This window comes from Providencia rettgeri (genome assembly GCF_041075285.1).
GTDB lineage: Bacteria > Pseudomonadota > Gammaproteobacteria > Enterobacterales > Enterobacteriaceae > Providencia > Providencia rettgeri_G.
Map to the genome: position 1 here is coordinate 2,815,049 of NZ_CP163512.1, position 22,552 is coordinate 2,837,600.

Consider the following 22,552-nt stretch of genomic DNA (forward strand, 5'->3'; position numbering starts at 1 on the left):
CAAATAGGCTACATCATGACGACGTCAAAACGTTCTTGACTGTATAATGGCTCAGTCTGAACTTTCACTTGCTTCCCAACAAAGATTTCCACTTCAGCCAGTGCGTGTGACTCATCCCCTTTAAGCACATCGACTACCGCTTGTGATGCATAGACTAAGAACCGATCGGCGTCGATTGTGCGGTGAACTCTCACAATTTCCCGTAAAATCTCATAGCAAACGGTCTCTACTGATTTTACCGTCCCACGCCCTTGGCAAGTTGGGCAGTCATCACATAATACGTGTTCAAGGCTTTCCCTTGTTCGTTTACGGGTCATTTCCACTAAGCCAAGTTGTGAAAAACCGTTAATGGTGGTTTTCACTTTATCTTTACTTAGCGCTTGTTCCAGTGATGCGAGTACGCGGCGGCGATGCTCTGTATCTGTCATATCAATAAAATCAATGATAATGATCCCACCTAAATTGCGTAACCGTAACTGCCGTGCTATGGCTTGAGTCGCTTCAATATTAGTGTTGAAAATAGTTTCTTCGAGATTACGATGACCAACAAACGCCCCCGTATTGATGTCAATAGTCGTCATCGCTTCGGTTTGATCGATAATCAAGTAACCACCTGATTTTAAATCAACTTTTCTATCCATCGCCCGTTGAATTTCATTTTCAACATCATATAAATCGAAAATTGGCTGGTTGCCTTGGTATAACTCCAGTTTTGCCGTCATTTCCGGCACATACTCTTCAATAAATTCTTGTAATTGAGTATAGGTCAAACGGGAGTCAACGCGAATTCTATCAAGATGAGCGCCTGCAAAATCACGGATAATGCGAAAAGCGAGCGCTAATTCACCATAAATCTTAGTGCGGGTGACATTACGTTTTTTGCGTTCAATCACTTTCGCCCAAAGACGTTTTAAGAAAGCCGCATCTTGTTTGACTTCATCTTCACCCACGCCTTCCGCTGCGGTACGAATAATAAAACCGCCATTTTCGTCACAATATTGGGCTACACACTGTTTTAAGCGCTCTCTTTCTTCTTCACTTTCAATACGTTGAGAGACCCCAACATGAGAAGCACCCGGCATGAAAACTAAATAGCGCGAAGGCAAAGTAATATCTGTCGTCAGCCTTGCGCCTTTAGTGCCTAGCGGATCTTTCACGACTTGCACAATCAGATCTTGCCCCTGTTTAACTAACTCGGCAATATCCCTAACGTGAAAGTTTTTTTGCTCGTCACCCGCAATGCATTCGGTGTGTGGCATGATATCTGATGCATGCAAAAAGGCCGCTTTATCCAGACCAATATCAACAAAGGCCGCCTGCATTCCGGGTAGAACACGGCTCACGCGGCCTTTGTAAATATTCCCTACAAGTCCTCTTTTTGCTTCTCGCTCAACATGTATTTCTTGTAAGATCCCACCATCTATATAAGCTACGCGCGTTTCAGATGGTGTAATATTCACTAATAGTTCCGCTGTCATGACTTCCCCTTACCATCACCTAACGCTAAAAATCGTTGAATTAATTCATTTGTTTCGACCAAAGGTAAACCGACCACACCGTGGTAACTGCCATTAATTTTACGAATAAAACGACCACCAAGACCTTGAATTGCATAGGCCCCCGCTTTATCCATTGGTTCACCTGACTGTATATAATCCTGTATTTCTAGTAAAGATAACCCGCTAAATGTCACATCTGTCACAATTAATGCGTGTAATGTCTGCTGGCGATTGGAAAGTGCAATAGCGGTCATCACTTGGTGAGTTTTACCCGCTAGCGCGCAGAGCATCTCTTGTGCATGCTGGCTATCTCTTGGTTTTTCAAGGATTTTTCCTTCGAGAACCACGATGGTATCCGCACCTAAAACGGGTTTATCTTCTGGCGCAATGGCAACACCTGCTAAGGATTTATCACGAGCGAGACGCTGCACATAATCTTCTGGCGTCTCCCCCTGTTGCCATTTTTCTTCTACCTCTGGCCGTAAAATTTCAAAATGATAGTCAAGATATTGCACCAATTCGCGCCGACGAGGTGAACCCGATGCCAGATAAATTAAATTCATAAAACGTATTTCCCGCCAGAAGCGACAGCTAAAATCCTAACACACTGAAAACTGTCGACGAATTTTTCGTAAAAGCAAAAATAACCATGGCCACAGGATACCATTGACGAGACTATTCCAGAATACTTGAGGGTGGAATAATACCTGAGAAGATAAAAATTCTGCCCAGAATACGGTCAGATCTTGGATAACTGTGAGTAGCACAATCACAAGCGCTTGCTGCCATAACGCCATATTGCGTAATAATTGATGTTTATAAGCAACAAGATAACAAATAATACTGAAAGAGAGTGCGTGAACGCCCAGTGCTGAGCCTTGAATGGAGTCAACAATAATGCCTAAAATAAAACTTGTGCCGACACTAACGCGGTGGGGCAGTGCCATCACCCAGTAAGTTAAAATCAATAGCAACCATGATGGCCGGTAAAAATTAAGCTGTTCCGGCCACGGCATGACTTGCAAAATCAGTGCAATAATAAAAGAGAGCCAGATAATGGCACGACCATTACCACGGTATTCATCCATTTAATTCATTCCTCCTACCCATAACCATAATAACGTTTCCTTTACCTATGGTTGCGGTGCCATTGAGGGTGGCAGTGGTGGCCCTTGAATTTCACTTGGATTCGGCAAAACTTGCGGAAGCACTTTCATTAAGCGTTCATTGGCTGCACGGTAGACTTCTGAAGGCTGTAACGGTGTTTTCGGATCGCTGTCATTACCCCATAAAAGCAGAAGATAGCGTAAACGCTGTAATTCTGCGCTTGGTCTCGCATTAATAATGGTATATGCGCGCTGAGTATCATGTTTAACCGATGAGACGACCGCAACGGGGTAACCTTCTGGGAAACGCCCCCCTAAACCAGAGGTGACTAACACATCACCAACCCGAATATCGGTATTTTCTGGTAATGGTTCAAGCTGTATATCATCAGCACACCCAGAACCCGCCGCAATAACGCGGACATCATTACGCAGAACTTGCACAGGTAAAGCATGAGTGGTGTCGCAGATTAATAACACACGGCTATTGAAGTTGCTTACCCCCACAACTTGACCAACAACACCTTTGTCACTAATAACTGGCTGCCCTTCATAAACGCCTTCATTACTGCCTTTATCGATCACCACTTGGTCACGGTAAGGCGTATTGGCACCTGAAATGACTTGCGTCACCATCATGTGTTCATCTTGGCGTAACGGAGAGCCAAGAAGCTCCCTTAAACGCGCATTTTCTTGCTTAAGTTGTTCCAGCAACAAGTTATCCGCTTTTTTCAGTAACAGCTCTTGGCGCAACGCTTTGTTTTCAAATTGCAGCTGTTCCCGAGAAGAGAAACTTTCAGAGATATTGTCCAGAAATTGACGTGGACCATTGGCTAAAAAATAGAATGGGCTGACCGCCGTGTCTAGGTAGTTACGGATTTTATTGAAAGGCTCGAATCGATGGTCAATCACCACCAGCACAAGTGCAATGATTACCGCAAAAAAAATGCGTAACTGTAGGGATGGACCTCGCCTAAAAATGGGCTTCATGTGTGGCTATGTTTCGCTAATGTCAGAGGATCAAAAATAGTCAAAGCAGCTAGGCATCGACCTAACTGCTTTTAGTTGGCCATTTAGTCTTCGCTAAACAGGTCACCACCATGCATATCGATCATTTCTAGCGCTTTACCACCACCACGAGCGACGCAGGTCAACGGATCTTCCGCAACGATGACTGGGATCCCCGTCTCTTCCATTAATAAGCGATCTAAATTACGAAGCAGTGCGCCACCACCTGTTAACACCATTCCGCGTTCTGAGATATCAGACGCTAATTCAGGTGGACATTGTTCCAGAGCCAGCATGACCGCACTGACAATGCCTGTTAGCGGTTCCTGTAATGCTTCCAAGATTTCATTAGAGTTCATTTTGAATCCACGTGGAACCCCTTCAGCAAGGTTACGGCCGCGAACTTCAATTTCAAACACTTCATCTGTTGGGAATGCGGAACCAATGCCGTGTTTAATACGCTCAGCCGTCGCTTCACCAATCAGTGAGCCATAGTTACGGCGAACATAGTTAATGATGGATTCATCAAAACGGTCACCCCCGATACGAACTGAAGATGAATACACCACACCGTTTAGCGAAATAACTGCCACTTCTGTGGTACCACCACCGATATCAACCACCATCGAACCTGTTGCTTCAGAAACAGGGAGACCCGCACCGATAGCGGCAGCCATAGGTTCTTCAATTAAGAATACTTCACGCGCACCTGCACTTAAAGCGGACTCACGAATCGCTTTGCGTTCAACTTGAGTCGCACCGACAGGCACACAGACCAGCACACGAGGGCTTGGACGTAAGAAACTGTTGCTATGAACTTGTTTAATGAAGTGTTGTAACATTTTTTCAGTCAAGAAAAAGTCAGCGATAACACCGTCTTTCATTGGTCTGATTGCAGAAATATTACCTGGTGTACGCCCCAGCATCTGTTTAGCTTCACCACCCACTGCTGCTACGCTTTTTGGCGAGCCCGCACGGTCTTGACGAATAGCAACTACAGAGGGTTCATTTAATTTTACGCCTTGTCCTTTGACATAAATGAGGGTATTGGCCGTACCCAAGTCAATCGACAGGTCATTAGAAAACATGCCACGAAATTTTTTAAACATAACGAAAGAGTTATCCTGCAAGCTGGGGACGAATATAAACCCGTCTACTCTACCAACCACTTGAAGCGGTCTCAAGGCGTTAATGAGCTGCTTCTAAAATATGGTCAATTCATCTATTTTTCACGTACTGTACTGTACATGCTTCTTATCGAAACGAAGCAGATAAAAACCTCAAAAATAAATATTAATTTTACTTTTTCCATCACTAGATGGAATTACGTAAAAACAACCTCTATTCTTTGGCTGTTATATACTCCATTGTTTGTCTTCCCAGTGTGACAAGTAATGATGACTACAAGTTCAAATAATATTTATATCTTTTTATTATTGCTACCCGCTAGTTATTTTCACCACAAATTAGATGAACTTCACGAGTGTTAGCTCTATTATCTACCAAAAATAAAGCAAGTTTGTATCAGTACGCAAAATGAATTCGTCGCGATGCGTTATTTTGCATGATAAAAGCCTATTTATGCCAGAAAAAAATAAATTTTTACAAAATAATTACATTATTAATAGCTTAAGAACCGTCACTACGTCAATGAAATACCGTTAAATTTTCGGCATTTTTAAATGACATAATTACTCATTTCACTAGGAGTGAACGATGAAAGCTCTCGTCCTAAATCAATCAGATGAAAAAATCGTTGCAAATATCCAACATCTGACAACCGAAATGCTACCTGCCGGGGATATTATAGTCGATATTCACTGGTCTACACTCAATTATAAAGATGCACTAGCCATTAATGGTAAAGCCGGCGTTGTCAGGCAATATCCGATGGTGCCGGGAATCGATTTTTCCGGAGTGATCCACCACAGTGAAGACCCACGATTTCAAGTTGGACAACATGTTTTATTGACAGGCTGGGGAGTGGGTGAAACCCATTGGGGTGGTTTAGCATCCCAAGCTCGTGTTCCTGCGAATTACTTAACGCCCCTGCCAGAGCAACTCTCTTTAAAACAAGCCATGATTATTGGTACAGCCGGTTTCACCGCCATGCTGTGTGTGAATGCACTGGAAGAGGCAGGGATTACGCCAGATAAAGGCGAAGTTGTCGTCAGTGGCGCAAGTGGCGGTGTCGGTAGCACTGCGGTTCAACTACTCTCTTTATTAGGTTATGACGTAGTCGCGATTTCAGGGCGTGAAGAAAATAACGCATATTTGCAAAAGTTAGGCGCTAAGCGTGTGCTACCACGCAGTGATTTCACTCATCCTGCCAAACCGCTTGATAAACAGCTTTGGGCGGGCGCTATTGATACCGTTGGTGGAGAGATATTAGCGAACCTGCTAGCACAAACCCATTACAATGGAGCCGTTGCCGCCTGTGGCTTAGCCGGTGGATTTAACTTACCAACCAGTGTGATGCCATTTATTTTACGTAATGTCCGCTTGCAAGGTGTCGATTCTGTTTATTTCCCTGCGGCTAAGCGTGCGAAAGTCTGGGAGCGTCTTGCTCAATTGCTGCCCGCCTCTTTTTATGAGCAAGTTTGCTCTGAAATCAAATTAGAAGATGCCGCAGAATATGCCAAAAAACTGTTAAAAAATGAAATCACTGGACGCACCCTCGTCAATCTTTGCGAAAAATAACGGAATACGTGCGGCTCTCTGGCAAAAATAGGGATTACCGCACATTTCACAAAATAAATTCGGGTAATTTCTCTGATAAGACCAGTATTTTGCTGCTATATGCCACGAAATAATTATAATAGCGTCCTTTGTCAGTAGAAATTCCATTTATTTTTATGATAAAAGATGACAAACGCTCAACATCGCGTTATGTTGTCGGACTATTGATTTATCGTCGGAGTTAGCAGCATAATGGCAGAAGATATTCACATTTTACTCTTGAACGGGCCAAACCTGAACCTGCTAGGTACACGGGAGCCAGACAAGTACGGTAACCAAACACTTGCAGATATCGTCGCCAAATTAGACGTCGAAGCGGGCCAGTTAGGTGTAAAATTGAGTCATTTTCAATCAAATGCAGAACATGAACTCATTGATAGGATTCATGCTGCGCGCCATGATGTTGATTTTATTCTTATTAACCCGGCAGCATTCACACATACCAGTGTAGCGCTACGTGATGCATTACTGGCGGTGTGCCTCCCGTTTATCGAGATCCACCTGTCTAATGTTCACGCGAGAGAACCATTTCGCCAACATTCTTATTTCTCCGATATGGCAGTCGGTGTAATTTGTGGTCTAGGTGCAGACGGTTATCGTTTTGCTTTACAAGCAGCGGTTAACCGCGTGCGCCTAATTAATTCAATCCAAATATAAGAGTACGGAATCATATCCATGGATATTCGTAAAATTAAAAAGCTGATCGAGCTGGTCGAAGAGTCTGGCATTTCTGAACTGGAAATTTCTGAAGGTGAAGAGTCAGTACGCATTAGCCGAGTTTCCCCAGCTTCTCAGGTTATGGCTGCACCTCAACAATTTTACTCAGCGCCAGTTGCACAACAACCGGCACTAGCAAGTGCAGTAGCGCCATCAGAAGCAATGGCAACACCTGCAGCGCCGGCAGCGGTTGCAGGGCACCAAGTTCGTTCACCTATGGTAGGAACGTTCTACCGTGCGCCAAGCCCAGAAGCGAAACCATTCGTTGAAATTGGTCAAACTGTTAGCGTTGGTGACCCACTTTGCATCGTTGAAGCGATGAAAATGATGAACCAAATTGAAGCAGACAAAGCTGGCGTTGTTAAAGCCATTCTGTTGCAAAACGGTGATGCAGTAGAATTTGACGAGCCATTAGTTGTCATCGAATAACGAGGCGTCTCCATGCTGGAAAAAATTGTCATCGCAAACCGCGGTGAAATCGCACTACGTATTTTGCGTGCCTGTAAAGAGTTAGGCATCAAAGCGGTCGCGGTTCACTCCACGGCTGATAGCGATCTAAAACATGTGTTGCTGGCTGATGAAACAATTTGTATCGGCCCAGCAGCCTCTGCAAAAAGTTACTTGAATATCCCTGCGATTATCTCCGCAGCAGAAATTTCAGGCGCACAAGCGATCCATCCCGGATACGGTTTCTTGGCTGAAAACGCAGATTTTGCAGAACAAGTTGAAAACTCAGGCTTTACTTTTATTGGCCCTAAAGCTGAAACCATCCGCCTAATGGGTGACAAAGTTTCTGCGATTAACGCAATGAAAAAAGCCGGAGTTCCGTGCGTTCCAGGATCTGATGGTCCATTAGGTAACGACACAGAAAAAAATAAAACCATTGCAAAACGCATCGGTTACCCTGTGATCATTAAAGCTTCTGGTGGCGGTGGTGGTCGTGGTATGCGTGTAGTTCGTAACGAAAAAGATTTGGAATCTTCCATCAATCTGACACGTGCAGAGGCAAAAGCGGCTTTTAATAACGACATGGTTTACATGGAAAAATACCTTGAAAACCCACGTCATATTGAAATCCAAGTCATGGCCGATGGTCAAGGCAATGCGGTTTATTTAGCTGAACGTGACTGTTCAATGCAACGTCGCCACCAAAAAGTGGTTGAAGAAGCGCCAGCACCGGGTATCACGCCTGAAATTCGCCGTAATATCGGTGAACGTTGTGCAAACGCGTGTATTGAAATCGGTTATCGTGGTGCGGGTACCTTTGAATTCCTGTTTGAAAACGGTGAATTCTACTTTATCGAAATGAATACTCGTATTCAGGTTGAGCACCCAGTAACTGAGATGATCACCGGTGTTGACTTAATCAAAGAGCAATTACGTATTGCCTCAGGTTTACCGTTATCGGTGAAACAGGAAGATATCGTAGTTCACGGCCATGCTGTTGAGTGCCGTATCAACGCTGAAGACCCGAAAACCTTTATTCCTAGCCCCGGTAAAATTACACGTTTCCACTCTCCAGGTGGTTTTGGTGTACGTTGGGAATCTCATATTTACGCTGGCTATACCGTGCCGCCGTACTATGACTCAATGATCGGTAAACTGATCACCTACGGTGAAACTCGTGAAATCGCAATTTCTCGCATGAAAAATGCATTAAACGAGCTGATCGTTGATGGTATTAAAACCAACATCGAACTGCACCAAATGATCATGAACGATGAAAACTTCCAAAAAGGTGGAACTAACATCCACTACTTAGAGAAAAAACTGGGCATTTCTGAGTGATCTTGAAATTGTCTGTTTGACTCATCGTTAATAAATGCCGCGAAGCTCTGCTCTGCGGCATTTTTTTACGTTAAACCCCTTTTCTCATACTTTTCTTCTGCTTTTTTTACACTCTACCTGCGGATTATCGTACAATCCCTGATTATTTTTTATGTGAGTAAGGAGGAATAACGGATGGACAAACGTTTTCTTCAATCCAATAAGGAAGCGCGTTGGTCTCTTTATTTGACCATCGCATACATGATAGGTTGGATAATTAGCGCCTACCTACCTGATAATACGCGTGGTGTCACTGGTCTACCGTTATGGTTTGAATGGTCATGCCTTATTGTACCCGTCATCTTTATTTTGCTCTGTATCATGATGGTCAAAATCATTTTTAAAGATATCTCTCTGGAGGAGAAGGATGCAGATTGAAGTGCTTCTCCCTCTTATTGGTTACCTAACACTGGTTTTCCTGTTATCTGTCTATGCCTATAAAAAACGGACGAAAGGGGAATTCCTTAATGAGTATTTTTTAGGTAACCGTTCCATGGGGGGATTTGTCCTTGCCATGACCATTACAGCAACCTATATTAGCGCCAGCTCATTTATCGGTGGCCCGGGGGCCGCTTATAAATACGGTCTAGGTTGGGTGCTGCTTGCGATGATCCAACTGCCGGCTATTTGGTTGTCTCTCGGAGTATTAGGGAAAAAGTTCGCGATCTTAGCTCGTCGCTATAATGCGGTGACCCTTAACGATATGTTATATGCTCGTTACCAAAGCCGCTTTTTAGTCTGGTTCGCCAGTATTAGCCTATTAATCGCTTTCTTTGGCGCGATGACGGTACAATTTATTGGTGGGGCAAGGCTACTCGAAACCGCAGCAGGTATCCCCTACACTTATGGGCTAATCATCTTTGGCGTCTCTATCGCGCTGTACACTGCGATTGGTGGGTTTAGGGCAAGTGTGCTAAATGACGCCTTACAAGGGCTTGTCATGCTGCTCGGTACAGTGATTTTACTTGTTGCCATTATTTATCATGCAGGTGGTCTCCCTGCTGCCATTGAAAAAATGCAATCCATTGACCCGAAGCTGGTCTCTCCAGAAGGTGCTGATAACATACTAAGTACGCCATTCTTAGCCTCATTTTGGATCCTCGTTTGCTTTGGTGTTATCGGTTTACCGCATACAGCGGTGCGTTGTATTTCCTACAAAGACAGTAAGGCTGTTCATCGTGGTATTATTCTAGGCACCATCGTGATGGCGGTATTAATGTTTGGTATGCATTTTGCGGGCGCATTAGGCAGAGCAATACTCCCTGATCTAACCATCCCTGACCAAGTGATCCCGACCTTGATGGTACAAGTGCTGCCGCCTTTCGCTGCGGGAATTTTCTTGGCAGCGCCGATGGCAGCAATTATGTCGACCATCAACGCACAATTATTACAATCTTCAGCAACCATTGTGAAAGACATCTATTTAAATAGCGTGCCTACACAAATGACAAATGAGAAACGACTCGCTCGGATTTCCAGTCTTTCAACCCTAGTCTTAGGTGCATTACTTTTAATTGCGGCTTGGAACCCACCGCAAATGATTATCTGGCTAAATTTATTGGCCTTTGGTGGTCTAGAAGCTGTTTTCTTATGGCCATTAATACTCGGCCTGTATTGGGAAAAAGCCAATGGGACAGGGGCAATTAGTGGCATGGTGGTGGGTGGCGTGAGTTACGCCGTACTAGCAAGCTTTAAAATTGAGATTATGGATTTCCATGCCATCGTTCCATCATTGATTTTCAGCCTTGTTGCTTTTTTAGTCGGTAACCTTTTTGGCAAAAAAAACGTACAATTAGCAACACATTAACTGTTTAACGAATACCTATTTTGAAATAAGAGACGAATATGCCTTGGATACAAATTAGAATTAACTCAACAGGTCAGCAAGCGGAAGCGCTCGGTGATGAGCTGATAGAAGCAGGGGCGGTATCCGTCACGTTTCAAGACAGCCACGACACGCCTGTTTTTGAACCTCTACCGGGGGAAACTCGTCTGTGGGGTGACACTGATGTTATAGGTCTATTTGACGCAGAGACGGAGATGAAATTCGTTGTTGCTCAATTAGAAAATAGCCCTCTGCTTGGTGCAGGCTTTACCCATAAAATCGAACAGTTAGAAGATAAAGATTGGGAAAGAGAGTGGATGGATAACTTCCACCCAATGCGCTTTGGTGAACGTTTGTGGATCTGCCCTAGCTGGCGAGAGGTTCCCGATCCAACCGCTGTTAACGTGATGCTTGATCCCGGCTTAGCATTCGGTACAGGGACACATCCAACAACTTCGTTGTGCTTACAATGGCTTGATAGCCTTGATTTAAAAGGTAAAACTGTAATCGACTTTGGTTGTGGTTCGGGTATTTTAGCGATTGCCGCTCTCAAACTCGGCGCTGCTCATGCGATAGGGATCGATATTGATCCTCAGGCTATTACCGCAAGCCGTGATAATGCGCAGCGTAACGGCGTTTCAGAACGTTTATCTCTCTACTTACCCAAAGACCAACCCCAAGACCTACAAGCCGATGTCGTCGTGGCTAACATCCTTGCAGGCCCATTACGTGAATTAGCACCAATGATTAGCGTGTTACCACGTGCAGGTGGGTTACTTGGTCTTTCTGGCGTTCTCGCAACACAAGCGGAAGGGGTCGCTGATGCTTATCGCCCATCCTTTGAAATCGACCCTGTTGCAGAGAAAGAAGAATGGTGCCGAATCACCGGTGTCAAGCATTTTTAGCAGAAATATTCTAAAAATCAGAGAATAATTTCTTTGAAAATAACGGCAGAATAGATTATCTTATAGCTCAAATATTGCTCAGTTGCTGGCGATAATCTGTTCTGCACGAGATTTGAACAGTACAACAGTTATTTTAATAAATGGTTATAGAAATATCTTAACTAACTGTTAAATATAACTAATTTTAAAATTGCAAAAATGCAAGATAAAAAAATTAGTGATAAATAACCGTTTGCTCAAAGTTTGTCCTTTCATATCTCGTAAAAAATGCGTAATATACGCGCCCTTGCAGTCACAGTATGGCCCCCATTTAGATATGCGAATCGGACAATATCAGTTGAGAAACTGTCTTATTGCTGCCCCCATGGCAGGCATTACAGATAAACCGTTTAGGTCACTCTGTTATGACATGGGCGCAGGGATGACGGTATCGGAGATGCTTTCTTCTAATCCACAAGTTTGGAAGACTGACAAATCTAGGCTCAGAATGGTTCATCGTGATGAACTTGGGGTTCGTTCTGTACAAATAGCTGGCAATGATCCCGATGAAATGGCTGCTGCGGCTCAAATCAACGTTGAGAGTGGCGCTCAGATCATCGATATCAATATGGGCTGTCCGGCTAAGAAAGTGAATCGTAAGCTTGCGGGCTCAGCACTGTTACGTTATCCAGATATCGTTAAATCGATTCTAGAAGGCGTTGTTAAGGCAGTGGATGTGCCTGTCACCCTTAAGATCCGCACAGGCTGGTCACCTGAAGAACGAAACTGCATAGAGATTGCCAAATTGGCCGAAGATTGTGGCATTCAAGCTCTCACTATTCACGGCAGAACTAGAGCCTGTCTGTTTAATGGAGAAGCTGAATATGACAACATTCGGGCAGTTAAGCAGACTGTTACCATTCCGGTTATTGCCAATGGCGACATTACTGACCCGCTTAAAGCCAGAGCAGTTCTAGACTACACAGGGGCAGATGCCTTGATGGTAGGAAGAGCCGCTCAGGGAAGACCCTGGATCTTTCGGGAAATCCAGCATTATCTGGACACAGGTGAGCTATTGCCACCAATGCCTATGGCAGAGGTACAACGCATTATGCTCGCGCACGTACAGGAATTGCACGACTTTTATGGTCAAGGCAAAGGAGCCCGTATCGCGCGCAAACATGTTTCTTGGTACTTAAAAGAACATGCACCTGATGACCAGTTTCGGCGCTCATTCAACGCCATTGAGGATGCCAGCGAACAGCTGGAGGTGTTGGAAGCATTTTTTGAAAATTTTTGCGTAAATAAAGATAAGAGCTGACAGAACTATGTTCGAACAACGCGTAAATTCTGACGTACTAACCGTTGCTACTGTAAATTCACAAGATCAAGTAACTCAAAAACCGTTACGTGATTCAGTTAAGCAAGCACTGAAGAACTATTTTGCTCAATTAAACAATCAAGATGTTAATGATTTATATGAGCTGGTATTGGCTGAAGTAGAACAGCCTTTGTTGGACATGGTTATGCAATATACCCGTGGAAACCAGACCCGTGCAGCCCTGATGATGGGTATCAACCGTGGCACTCTGCGTAAGAAACTGAAAAAATACGGCATGAACTAATCCTAGTCGGTTAATGCAGTGTTTTTGTGAGCCCTCCCTGTGATGCAGTGAGGGCTTTTTGCTACCTTAGGATTAATGAAATTAAGCTATCTGTGCATGCAAATTAAACTGCTGAACCGCCTGCTGTAGCTCTTGTGTTTGCTGCTCAAGTGAGCTGGCAGCAGTTGCGACTTGTTCAACTAAAGAGGCATTTTGTTGTGTGACACTGTCCATTTGTGTGATCGCTACGCCCACTTGTGCAATTCCTTTACTTTGCTCTTCAGAAGCTACCGTTATCTGTTTCATGATGGCTGTCACGTCATTGATACCTTGCAAAATAGTTTCCATGGTTTTACCCATTTCATTGACAAGCCCTGTTCCTTTTTCAACACAAGCTCCAGAATCGGCAATCAAACGTTCAATTTCCATTGCCGCATCGGCACTGTGACTCGCTAACTTGCGCACCTCGGCTGCCACAACCATAAAACCACGACCATGTATCCCTGCTCTTGCGGCTTCAATAGAAGCATTTAACGCTAATATATTAGTTTGAAAACTAATATCGTTAATCATATTGATAATATCCGCAATTTTTTGCGAACTTTGTGAAATTTCCGCCATAGTCATCACCACTGACCCCACAATTTCACTTCCTTTGTTAGCCACCACAAACGCCTCACTCGCTAATTGGTTAGCTTGGTGGGTATTTTCCATATTGAGCTGAACAGCAGCGGTGATCTGCTCCATACTTGCCGCCGTTTCTTCGAGTGCGGCGGCTTGCTCTTCTGTTCTCGATGAAAGGTCACTATTGCCATTTGAGATCTCACTGGCACCTAGATAAATATTTTCACTGCCTTGTCTGATCAAACTAACAGACTCTCTTAAATCATTACGCATTTCCTCCAGTAAAGGAAAGAGCCGGCCAACACAATTATGACCAAAAGGTTTAATGGGATGACTTAAATCCCCTTTCGCAATGTGTGAAAAATATTGTCTCAGTAAATCTAATGGCTTTTGCATCATCGCTGCCAAATAACGGTCGGTAAATATTAGCGTGATCACCCCTAAAACTGTCGCCATGATCATCACAATACGTGTGATGTTCATAACCTTATCAACGTGCTGCCGCGCACTATCAATCAATCCTTCAGCCGATTGATTGAACTGGTTGATTGATGCACCAAATGTACGACTTAAAGCTGGTGTGACATTATGTGCATGAGCTAAATACTTTTGAGGATCATTCTCTATCGCTAAAGCTAATTGAGGAGTCACACCGTTATCAAATAATGACTGCCAGCTATTAATTACCTGCTGTGATATTTCAGGATCCATTGGACCGGGGGAAATCGACTTCATTTGTTCTAAGTAGCCGCCCATTTTTTCCATGGCATCTTTCACTGGTGCATAATCTACGTCTTTTCCTTCATTTTTGCTTTCCATTACGCGAGTTAATCGTGTCACAAAACGAAAGTATTGATCATTCCCCTGACTGAGTACTGTCATCTGTTTCACCAATTGCCTATCGATATCATTACCATCAGCAATCCGAGACAATGACCAACCACTATAAAGGCTGGTTCCCCCCAAGATCAGGCATAGAAGCCCTAATAAAACGAGCATAACAGCGCGAATTGAGTAGTTTCGAAGTTTCTGCATAGAATTTCTCTTTTGGTGGGATAAAATGACGATATTTAACTTTATCGGCGATAAACAGAAAAAAATTAGGCTGTTGTGTAGGTTAATTATTGTTCAAAAGAGACAAGATAAGTATAAATACCTATATTTCCAATAGGTTATTACTTTTTTTTAGAACAAATTAAGCTCATTCAATATTTCGAGTTAATTTCAAAAATTTGACATGAGTCTCGAAATAATACCAATGATTGAAAAATTTCAAGCTCGTGTTTAGCGTTCACCATATTTGGTATACGTCTGCATTGATATAATAATTAATAGCTTTAAATTAATTCCAATGCATTATTAGTTTGCAGATTAAATGAAAAGCCATATTTCATTAATAGAAATAAATCCTCATGTTGCAGGAGGTATGATTGATACTCTTTGCTTATTATCTACAGGCTTTGATCTTGTTCACTGCGACTTATCACACGTTGTTAAAAATATAGAGTACAAGCCCCAAGAAAAATTGAAACAGCTATTTTCTGCAATACGCTTGTTAATTACAGATAGGCAAGGCACCATTACAAAGCTACAAACACATTTTAATCTAATTAAACCGATAATATATCAGCTTGTTCCCCCTCTTATTACAATTGCTAAACTAAAAGATAGCGATGATGGATGAGATTATGTAATTGCAACGGCTGATACCTTAGAGCTTGCTACTAAAGTAGCTGAAGATTCAATTAATAATATCGAAATGATATGCCGCTAGGTAAAAAAGGCACAGCAAACCCCGCTGTACCTTTACAGTTAGCTTAAAACAAAGTTGAAACATTAACGGTATATCGGTAACAAATTAAATTGCGCCAGTAATTGGCAAATTATACCAAAGACGCCAAAAGCAATAACAGCATAAATGAGTCCTTTTCCGCCCCATACTTTAAATTTTGAATCAGGGAAACGTTCCCTAACTTTCAATGCCATAATGGCAGGACAAATGATAGCCCAAATACATGCCGCCATACCTGCGTATGCAATAGCAATTAAAAATCCATTTGGGAATAATATGCAAAGAATTAATGGAGGTAAAAAACAAAGTAATGCTGATTTCATTCGACCAGATGGATTATCTTGAAAGTTTAGGGAAGCAAGTATGTAATCAAATAACCCAATAGCGACACCTAAAAATGAGCAGAATACGGCACTAATAGAAAACCAAAGTAAAAATGTCGCAATGTGTTTACTGTTCAGCACGGCATAAAGTGATTCAATAAACGCATCTAAGTTCCCCCCCTTATTTATAATCGTTAAAAACTCAGCTCTTGGTAAATTCCCCATTGTTCCCATGACCCAAAGGAAATAAAGGACAAGTGCTAACACGCAACCAATCACACAGCTCTTAACTACTTTTCTCTCATTTTCATGGTATAACTTGTATAAACTACACACATTGCCATGATAGCCAAACGAGGTGATCGCATAGGGAATAATAATAAAGACGAAGGGTAATAACGTGATTTGCCCACCTTCTACAGGTGATGATAACAATAAATCCGTTTTGACAATTAAGAATAAACCGGAGAATGCGAGTATAAATAAAATAATTTTGATAAATAAAAATAATGATGTTAGTCGACTCGCACCAACACCGCTCCACCAAATACTTGCACCTAATATTAATGTGAAGACAATAAATATAAGTCTTAAATTAATATCATAACCATAAATAGCTGCGGCTTCTTTAATAACCGATCCAGCAGCAGATATATAGGCATAAATTAAGATATACAGTACGAATATTAACGCCATATTCGCAATATAACAGGCCCATTTTGGTAAGAGTTCTTTTGATATAAAAAAGTAATTCGTCCCTGCCCCATATTTTGAGATACATTCTAAAATATAAATCCCTGAGTGAAACATAAAAAAGCAAACAACTAACAAGATAACTACAGAGTTAATAAACCAAGCACCTGCCATAATAGTTGGCAAGCTAAACATTCCTGCCCCTATCATTGCACCGCCTAGCACAAAACCCCCTACCATTATGGAGGGTTCTTTCTTGGCTACCGAATTATTCATGGTGTTCACCTTAAGAATAAGGATAAGGTTCCCGCATTGCACGGGAACCATAAGATATACCTAATTATTATTTAATTGGTTTTAATCTTGCTGTGAAGTGTCTTAATACTGGTGGCTCATATTCAAAATCTAAACCTTTTAAGGTTGCAAATTTATCTTTTAAGCCAATCAGAGCATCTGCAATGTAGTCCATATGATCATTGGTATAAACACGTCTTGCAATAGTTAACCGCATAAATTCCATATCTGCGTGTTTTTGCTTCCCTGTTTCAGGATCACGTCCTAATAAGAATGAACCAATTTCAACAGCACGAACACCTGATTCTAAATATAATGCGTTAATCACTGCCTGTGCAGGGAATTGATCGCCTGGGATGTGTGGAACCAATTTTTTACAGTCAACAAATACCGCATGTCCACCTGTAGGATATTGAATGGATATTCCACCTTCACGTAAGCGATCGCCTAAATATTTTACTTGGCCAATACGATAATGTAAGTAATCTTCGTTAGCCCCCTCTTCAAGACCTTGAACCATCGCAGCCATATCGCGACCAGCTAATCCACCATAAGTGACGAAACCTTCCATTGGCACACAGCGTTGTCTTGCCAATGTAAAGATTTTTTCGTCATTTTTAATACAGACTAACCCACCGATATTTAATAACGGGTCTTTTTTCGCTGACATTGTTAATGCATCAGCATATTTGTACATATCAAGAATAATTTCTTTAATTGTTGCGTTTTTATATTTTGGATCACGCTCTTTAATAAAATACGCATTTTCACAAAAACGCGCTGAGTCCATAACAACAAAAATATTATGTTGTTTTGCAATTTCATAAACTTCTTTCAAATTCGCCATTGAAACAGGCTGACCACCTGCACTATTACAAGTGACTGTCGAAACAATGGCAACAACGTTTTCCGCTCCATATTCTGCGATATTATCTTTTAATTTTTGAATATCAAAGTTACCTTTCCAATCATCGTAGGTATCTGAGTCATAAGCTTTTTCAGTAACAATATTAATCGCTTTACAACCATTTAATTCGACGTGAGCTGCTGTGGTATCAAAATGGAAGTTTGAAATAAATACTGGTTTTTTAGCGCCACCTTGTTCCTGTTTAACCTTTAGAAGCACTGGAAATAACATGTTTTCAGCACCACGGCCTTGGTGAGCTGGGATCACATAATCGTAATCAAACATCTCTTTAACTTTATTTTTTAAATCATAGTAGTTACGAGATCCTGCATACGCTTCATCACCCGTGATCATCGCAGCCCACTGGTGGTCACTCATGGCATTGGTGCCTGAGTCGGTTAATAAATCGATATAAACGGCGCTACTTGGTAATAAAAATGGATTATATCCCGCCTCTTTTAATGCTGCTTCACGCTCTTCTCTTGATGGGATACGGATGTTTTCTACCATTTTAATACGGAACGGTTCTACGATTCTTTTAGCCATGATAATACCTTTAATTTTCCATTAAATAATAAATATAAGAATTCGAACTTATAAAAAATAAGCTAACGAAGTTTTTAATTAATTAAAAATTGAAAGGTTATTTATTTGGGAAAAAGAAGGCTAAGGAAATGTCAATATTGAACCATTTCTTCATATAGAAGAAATACCTTGATATGAGCAATTCATTTAACAAGCACATACTATGACTCCTATCAACAAGGAATTAGTACAACCATCTACATTATATATATAACAGTTACATTTTTAAATTAACCCCAATTGTCTTGTTATTATACTTATATCACAGAATTTTAGATAAATAGTATAAACCGTTTGAGCGAAGTCACAATGTTTATTTTATGCAATTTAAGTGTTAAAAATATTTAAATAGGAAGAGATAATTCAATAATTAAAAAGAGTAATTTAACTTAATATAAAGAAGCCTTAAATTAAATAAAATGGATAAAGCTAGATAATAGCCTTATCCACCAATTAGCTAACCATTACTGGGCATCTTTACCGTACTTTGGTGATCTTGGACCATATAAAATCCCATTGGGTCCGCCTGCTGATAACAAGCGAACACTTGTTATACCCGCTATTGAGTAACTTTTATCTGTCATCGTATCGGCTATTTGACTCACAACGGCAGATACCAGTGTCCCTAAAATACCATTTGAAGAAGAATTATTCTCCAGACTTGATGCACTTGCAGAACCACTCCATAACAATGTGCCAGTTTGCGCATCAACCAATTTTGCGCTAGCAGTTACACGAGTATCACTTGCGATAACTTGGTAGCTCGTCCCGTATTCTGTAATATCCAAATAAAGTACGGCATCAGCACCAAAAATCTCGCGCAACTTAGCCCGTGGGACAGCGTGTATATCACCTGCATTCATTATGCCATTTTGTTTAAATGTTTCCTCAACAACAGCAACTGGAAAAACATAATAGCCCGCTTCTGCTAATGGTAATGCTGTTTGTGATAAGAACCCGTGGCTTGCTTGAACTTCAGGCGAACTATTTTGCGGTAATAGTACTAAAATGCTTTTTGGCTTACTTTGATGGAATGCAGTGTAATCGACTTTTGTTGGCTGTGCGCACCCTGTTAATAACCAAGCAACCATTAAACTGCCGAGTATGAATAAACGTCTCATTTTATTTTCCCTTTATTCTTCATTAGAAAATCCATGTAAGCGGCTGATTCTGGATACAATGATTTTTTTATTGCTTTGCTAGATGAGCATTTTATTTGAAGGAGATGATATCGATATAATAGGCACAGTACTCCCCACCTTGACCAAATATAAATCATGAAATTTACCCCTTTTTAAGTTAAGAGGGCTAAATAGCAATGCGTTCGTCAGTATGTTCTTTAGAGTCTATATTGCTAGGGGCTGTTTATTGAATTTTTTATCTTTGCTATCGCCGCCATTACTGCCACCGCAGTGACTTAATGACTAAACAAAACGCGTAGAATAATCAGTGAGAAGGATAGGAAATCTCCCTATCCTTTTATACTCTAGACATAGTTAATGCATTAATTGATACGAAACAGCTGTACCTTCAGTAAGGTCAACGTCCCCAGAGTAAACGCTATCTAATTCAATAAATGCGTTATCAACGCCATGAAAGATGATTTTATACATGGGCAGTTCAGGGCGATGTGAAATTTCATTTGTCTGTAAATCCACCGTTAGAAATTGCTGCGATCCTCTCACCGATTCTGAAACCACTACCCCTTGTTTACCCACTTTTAAGCTTGATAAATAATTATAACCCGTTTCTGTAATTAATTTAAAACTACCATTAGTTTGATATTGCATTAAAGAAAACAATTTACGAGATGGTTCTTGAGCGATCACAAAAATATCCCCATTCAGATTTTGCGACGCTTCATTGATACGTACTGGTAGCCATTTAGTACTAATCACTTGTTTGGTCGGAATATCCATAACCACCTCTAATGATCCCATTTGATGACCATAGCTATACCACATAACCACTTTATCTCTATACATGGCATATACAAATTCAGAACGGCTATCAATTTCTTCTGGGTACAGCGACTGGACCAAATTCCGAACATCCATAAAGTGTTCCCATGTCATCCCCTTATCCTGGCTAACAAAAATCTTTTCATTGTTCGCGACAATATATGCTGGGTAATTTTTGGTTTGATAAATTTTACCTGTTATTAATCCAGAGAATTGAACGCCTGATTTGTCCTTCCATGGCATTACATTGCTTGCTGATAACGTCGCTAAATCGATAGTTTGATAACCATCACTGAGAAATAGTAAGCATTGTTTTTTTTCACATACTGCATTATAAAAACTGGAATCACCGCGGGTGATAAAACGCACGCCTTGATTATCTGCAAATAATACTTGGTAGTCGTATTCTCTAGCGTATGAATATGAGTTATATGTTGAGTAGTAATAGTTTGAACTCAGGCTTTTTTGCGTAACTATTAATGTGCCATTTTCGGCTTGGAAGGTATTAGCCCAATCATAATCGCTAATTGCTGTACCTTTTTTTTGATGATTTTGTACCTGCCAAGCAGCAGTGCCGTCTTGCACAAAGATAAAAAATGTCGTTAACAAACTCAATGAAAAAAGCGCAGTTAATAGCATAAAGCGCTTGCTGAGAAAGGGATTCATGAACGCACCTCCGTCACATAATCTGTTTGACCATGTTGGCGACGCAGGTGTTTTAAAACATATTGTGATTGATAATAAGCGTTTCCACGTCGGGAAACTTGGTAATATATTGCGACGCCCAATCCTATCAAAAAGCTAATTCCCAATAGAATTGTAATAACAAAGCTAATATACATCCCCCATGTATCCAAGATATTAATCCAGTCCCAATAGTCCCAATATCCCCCTTTCTCTACGATTTCTGAAATAGATAATCCACCTGCAACGAGGACAAAGAAAATTAAAATAAAACAGGTAATCCCCCATAAACCAAAGTAGAAACTACGTTCTTGAGGAGCCCCCCTACCTATTAAACTATAAGCGAGCCCGTCTTGGTGATTATAGATACCAAATATCGCTTGTTGACTTGAGTGGTCTTGGATATTTTTATGGAAAACTTCAAGGTCATCGCCTTGAGCAATAAATAAACTATGGTTATTAAACAGCGGCTCATTTGCTGAAACTAAAACGTCCATATGACTTTTATTAATTTGTAATTTGATAAGGTTCAGCGCTTCCTCAGTATCCCCTGTCCTTACAGTTAAACTGTGGTTATCCTTAATACTTACCTTACCACGAGTAACAGATAATGATGTTTTATCAATGGGAACATCTACTGCGTTGTGTAATTTACTGGCTTTAATTTTTGCATTTTTAATACCTTCAATCTCAATTAATGAGCTATGCTCATTAATTTTGAATCGCCCTTCTATAACAAGATCTAACGCTTTTAAAATCTGTTTTCGTTTAGGACTAATAATCCGTTTCGTTTCAGCAAGTGCCAAACCAAACAGCACGATGCCACAAAAAGCGGCACAGCCTAAAATTGCCACCAGTGCTATCATTAAAAAGCTATCTTCTGCAAGTATGAAGCAATAATATACAGCTGGGATTAAAGCCATTAATACCAGTGAAATGATATACTGTTTACCAAGAGATCGCGTAAAGCAAACGTTTCTATCGGGTTCTAATCGCCCATGTTTTTCGTGATAAACCCACTCAAGCCAATAACTGCCATCATTCAGTTCTTCTGCACAAATAACCAAAGAGTCACCTTCTTCTAAACGCTCTAAAAAGACCTGACTATTTTTGAAGTCATCTTGATTAAAGAAAAACACTTTTCCTGACGCTATCAACCTTGCCATACCAATTGGACTAACATTTTGATAGTCACACTGAGTAAGATTGACATGGAAATACTGAACTCGCATGAATAATGCCTATTTTGTTAAGTAAATTTAACATTATGATAATAAATAAAGGCATATAGCCCTAGCGAAACTTATCTTATAATAAAATAATTCAGATAATGACGAACGCCATTATCCACCCATTTTTTAAGGTGTTATCTTTGGAAATACGCGCTATCTACTAGTAAAGCGAACAAATACTGATAGACTTGCAATCACAAAAAAGTTTATACATAAAATATGGCAATAAAACCGTTTTGCTCTGATCT

At 41.1% G+C, this 22,552-nt stretch carries 21 protein-coding genes; 10 read left to right on the top strand and 11 right to left on the bottom strand.

Features of this window, described 5'->3' with window-relative positions; all coding sequences use genetic code 11:
• Positions 1-8: 8 nt before the first annotated feature.
• From rng to AB6N04_RS12830, 5 genes are all read right to left on the bottom strand, one after another.
• A complete protein-coding gene (rng, locus tag AB6N04_RS12810; protein WP_369308691.1) occupies positions 9-1,478 on the bottom strand; it encodes a ribonuclease G in 1,470 nt (489 codons plus the stop codon).
• Entirely contained in the window at positions 1,475-2,062 is a 588-nt protein-coding gene (locus tag AB6N04_RS12815; protein ID WP_369308692.1) for a nucleoside triphosphate pyrophosphatase, read from the bottom strand. Before AB6N04_RS12815 ends, rng begins: the two co-directional genes overlap by 4 nt.
• 36 nt (positions 2,063-2,098) lie before the next feature.
• Complete coding sequence (gene mreD / locus AB6N04_RS12820) at positions 2,099-2,587, bottom strand: rod shape-determining protein MreD (protein WP_369308693.1); 489 nt, start codon at positions 2,585-2,587, stop codon at positions 2,099-2,101.
• A 45-nt stretch (positions 2,588-2,632) separates the two neighbouring features.
• The gene (gene mreC / locus AB6N04_RS12825; protein WP_369308694.1) at positions 2,633-3,595 is read right to left on the bottom strand and encodes a rod shape-determining protein MreC; all 963 of its coding nucleotides are present in this window, start codon (positions 3,593-3,595) and stop codon (positions 2,633-2,635) included.
• 83 nt (positions 3,596-3,678) lie between these two features.
• Positions 3,679-4,722 carry a rod shape-determining protein gene (locus AB6N04_RS12830; protein ID WP_047756254.1) on the bottom strand — a complete coding sequence of 348 codons (1,044 nt, stop codon included), beginning with the start codon at positions 4,720-4,722 and terminating at the stop codon, positions 3,679-3,681.
• A gap of 607 nt (positions 4,723-5,329) precedes the next feature.
• Between AB6N04_RS12830 and AB6N04_RS12835 the strand changes: the two genes are divergently transcribed.
• The 9 genes from AB6N04_RS12835 (at position 5,330) to fis (ending at position 13,230) form a co-directional block, all read left to right on the top strand.
• The gene (locus AB6N04_RS12835) at positions 5,330-6,313 is read left to right on the top strand and encodes an oxidoreductase (protein WP_369308695.1); all 984 of its coding nucleotides are present in this window, start codon (positions 5,330-5,332) and stop codon (positions 6,311-6,313) included.
• A 231-nt stretch (positions 6,314-6,544) separates the two neighbouring features.
• Positions 6,545-7,009 carry a type II 3-dehydroquinate dehydratase gene (aroQ, locus tag AB6N04_RS12840; protein WP_369308696.1) on the top strand — a complete coding sequence of 155 codons (465 nt, stop codon included), beginning with the start codon at positions 6,545-6,547 and terminating at the stop codon, positions 7,007-7,009.
• 18 nt (positions 7,010-7,027) lie between these two features.
• The gene (gene accB, locus AB6N04_RS12845; protein WP_369308697.1) at positions 7,028-7,498 is read left to right on the top strand and encodes an acetyl-CoA carboxylase biotin carboxyl carrier protein; all 471 of its coding nucleotides are present in this window, start codon (positions 7,028-7,030) and stop codon (positions 7,496-7,498) included.
• Between the two features lie 12 nt (positions 7,499-7,510).
• Positions 7,511-8,857 (top strand): acetyl-CoA carboxylase biotin carboxylase subunit, encoded by a 1,347-nt coding sequence (gene accC, locus AB6N04_RS12850; RefSeq protein WP_369308698.1) that lies wholly within the window; start codon positions 7,511-7,513, stop codon positions 8,855-8,857.
• A 174-nt stretch (positions 8,858-9,031) separates the two neighbouring features.
• On the top strand, positions 9,032-9,274 hold the full coding sequence (locus AB6N04_RS12855) for a YhdT family protein (RefSeq protein ID WP_369308699.1): 243 nt from the start codon (positions 9,032-9,034) through the stop codon (positions 9,272-9,274).
• Positions 9,264-10,703: a sodium/pantothenate symporter gene (gene panF / locus AB6N04_RS12860; RefSeq protein ID WP_369308700.1), complete on the top strand. Its 1,440-nt coding sequence runs from the start codon at positions 9,264-9,266 to the stop codon at positions 10,701-10,703. The genes AB6N04_RS12855 and panF overlap by 11 nt, the downstream gene beginning before the upstream one ends.
• A gap of 38 nt (positions 10,704-10,741) precedes the next feature.
• A complete protein-coding gene (prmA, locus tag AB6N04_RS12865) occupies positions 10,742-11,626 on the top strand; it encodes a 50S ribosomal protein L11 methyltransferase (protein ID WP_369308701.1) in 885 nt (294 codons plus the stop codon).
• A gap of 316 nt (positions 11,627-11,942) precedes the next feature.
• The gene (gene dusB / locus AB6N04_RS12870; protein ID WP_369308702.1) at positions 11,943-12,926 is read left to right on the top strand and encodes a tRNA dihydrouridine synthase DusB; all 984 of its coding nucleotides are present in this window, start codon (positions 11,943-11,945) and stop codon (positions 12,924-12,926) included.
• A 7-nt stretch (positions 12,927-12,933) separates the two neighbouring features.
• Complete coding sequence (gene fis, locus AB6N04_RS12875; RefSeq protein ID WP_004258438.1) at positions 12,934-13,230, top strand: DNA-binding transcriptional regulator Fis; 297 nt, start codon at positions 12,934-12,936, stop codon at positions 13,228-13,230.
• A gap of 81 nt (positions 13,231-13,311) precedes the next feature.
• Here the strand turns inward: fis and AB6N04_RS12880 are convergent, their stop codons facing one another.
• A complete protein-coding gene (locus tag AB6N04_RS12880; protein ID WP_369308703.1) occupies positions 13,312-14,868 on the bottom strand; it encodes a methyl-accepting chemotaxis protein in 1,557 nt (518 codons plus the stop codon).
• Between the two features lie 340 nt (positions 14,869-15,208).
• Here AB6N04_RS12880 and AB6N04_RS12885 point away from each other — a divergent pair, with 340 nt between their 5' ends.
• Positions 15,209-15,517, top strand: coding sequence for a hypothetical protein (locus tag AB6N04_RS12885; protein ID WP_369308704.1), 309 nt, complete (start codon positions 15,209-15,211; stop codon positions 15,515-15,517).
• A gap of 152 nt (positions 15,518-15,669) precedes the next feature.
• Here the strand turns inward: AB6N04_RS12885 and AB6N04_RS12890 are convergent, their stop codons facing one another.
• The 5 genes from AB6N04_RS12890 to AB6N04_RS12910 all read right to left on the bottom strand — a co-directional run bounded on the left by AB6N04_RS12890 (position 15,670) and on the right by AB6N04_RS12910 (position 22,304).
• On the bottom strand, positions 15,670-16,917 hold the full coding sequence (locus AB6N04_RS12890) for an aromatic amino acid transporter (protein WP_369308705.1): 1,248 nt from the start codon (positions 16,915-16,917) through the stop codon (positions 15,670-15,672).
• Positions 16,918-16,984: 67 nt separating this feature from the next.
• A complete protein-coding gene (locus tag AB6N04_RS12895) occupies positions 16,985-18,388 on the bottom strand; it encodes a tryptophanase (RefSeq protein WP_369308706.1) in 1,404 nt (467 codons plus the stop codon).
• Between the two features lie 503 nt (positions 18,389-18,891).
• The gene (locus tag AB6N04_RS12900) at positions 18,892-19,548 is read right to left on the bottom strand and encodes a DUF799 domain-containing protein (RefSeq protein WP_369308707.1); all 657 of its coding nucleotides are present in this window, start codon (positions 19,546-19,548) and stop codon (positions 18,892-18,894) included.
• Between the two features lie 375 nt (positions 19,549-19,923).
• Positions 19,924-21,054 (bottom strand): hypothetical protein, encoded by a 1,131-nt coding sequence (locus AB6N04_RS12905; protein ID WP_369308708.1) that lies wholly within the window; start codon positions 21,052-21,054, stop codon positions 19,924-19,926.
• Positions 21,051-22,304, bottom strand: a complete 1,254-nt coding sequence (locus tag AB6N04_RS12910) for a hypothetical protein (protein ID WP_369308709.1) — start codon at positions 22,302-22,304, stop codon at positions 21,051-21,053. Before AB6N04_RS12910 ends, AB6N04_RS12905 begins: the two co-directional genes overlap by 4 nt.
• Positions 22,305-22,552: the final 248 nt, after the last annotated feature.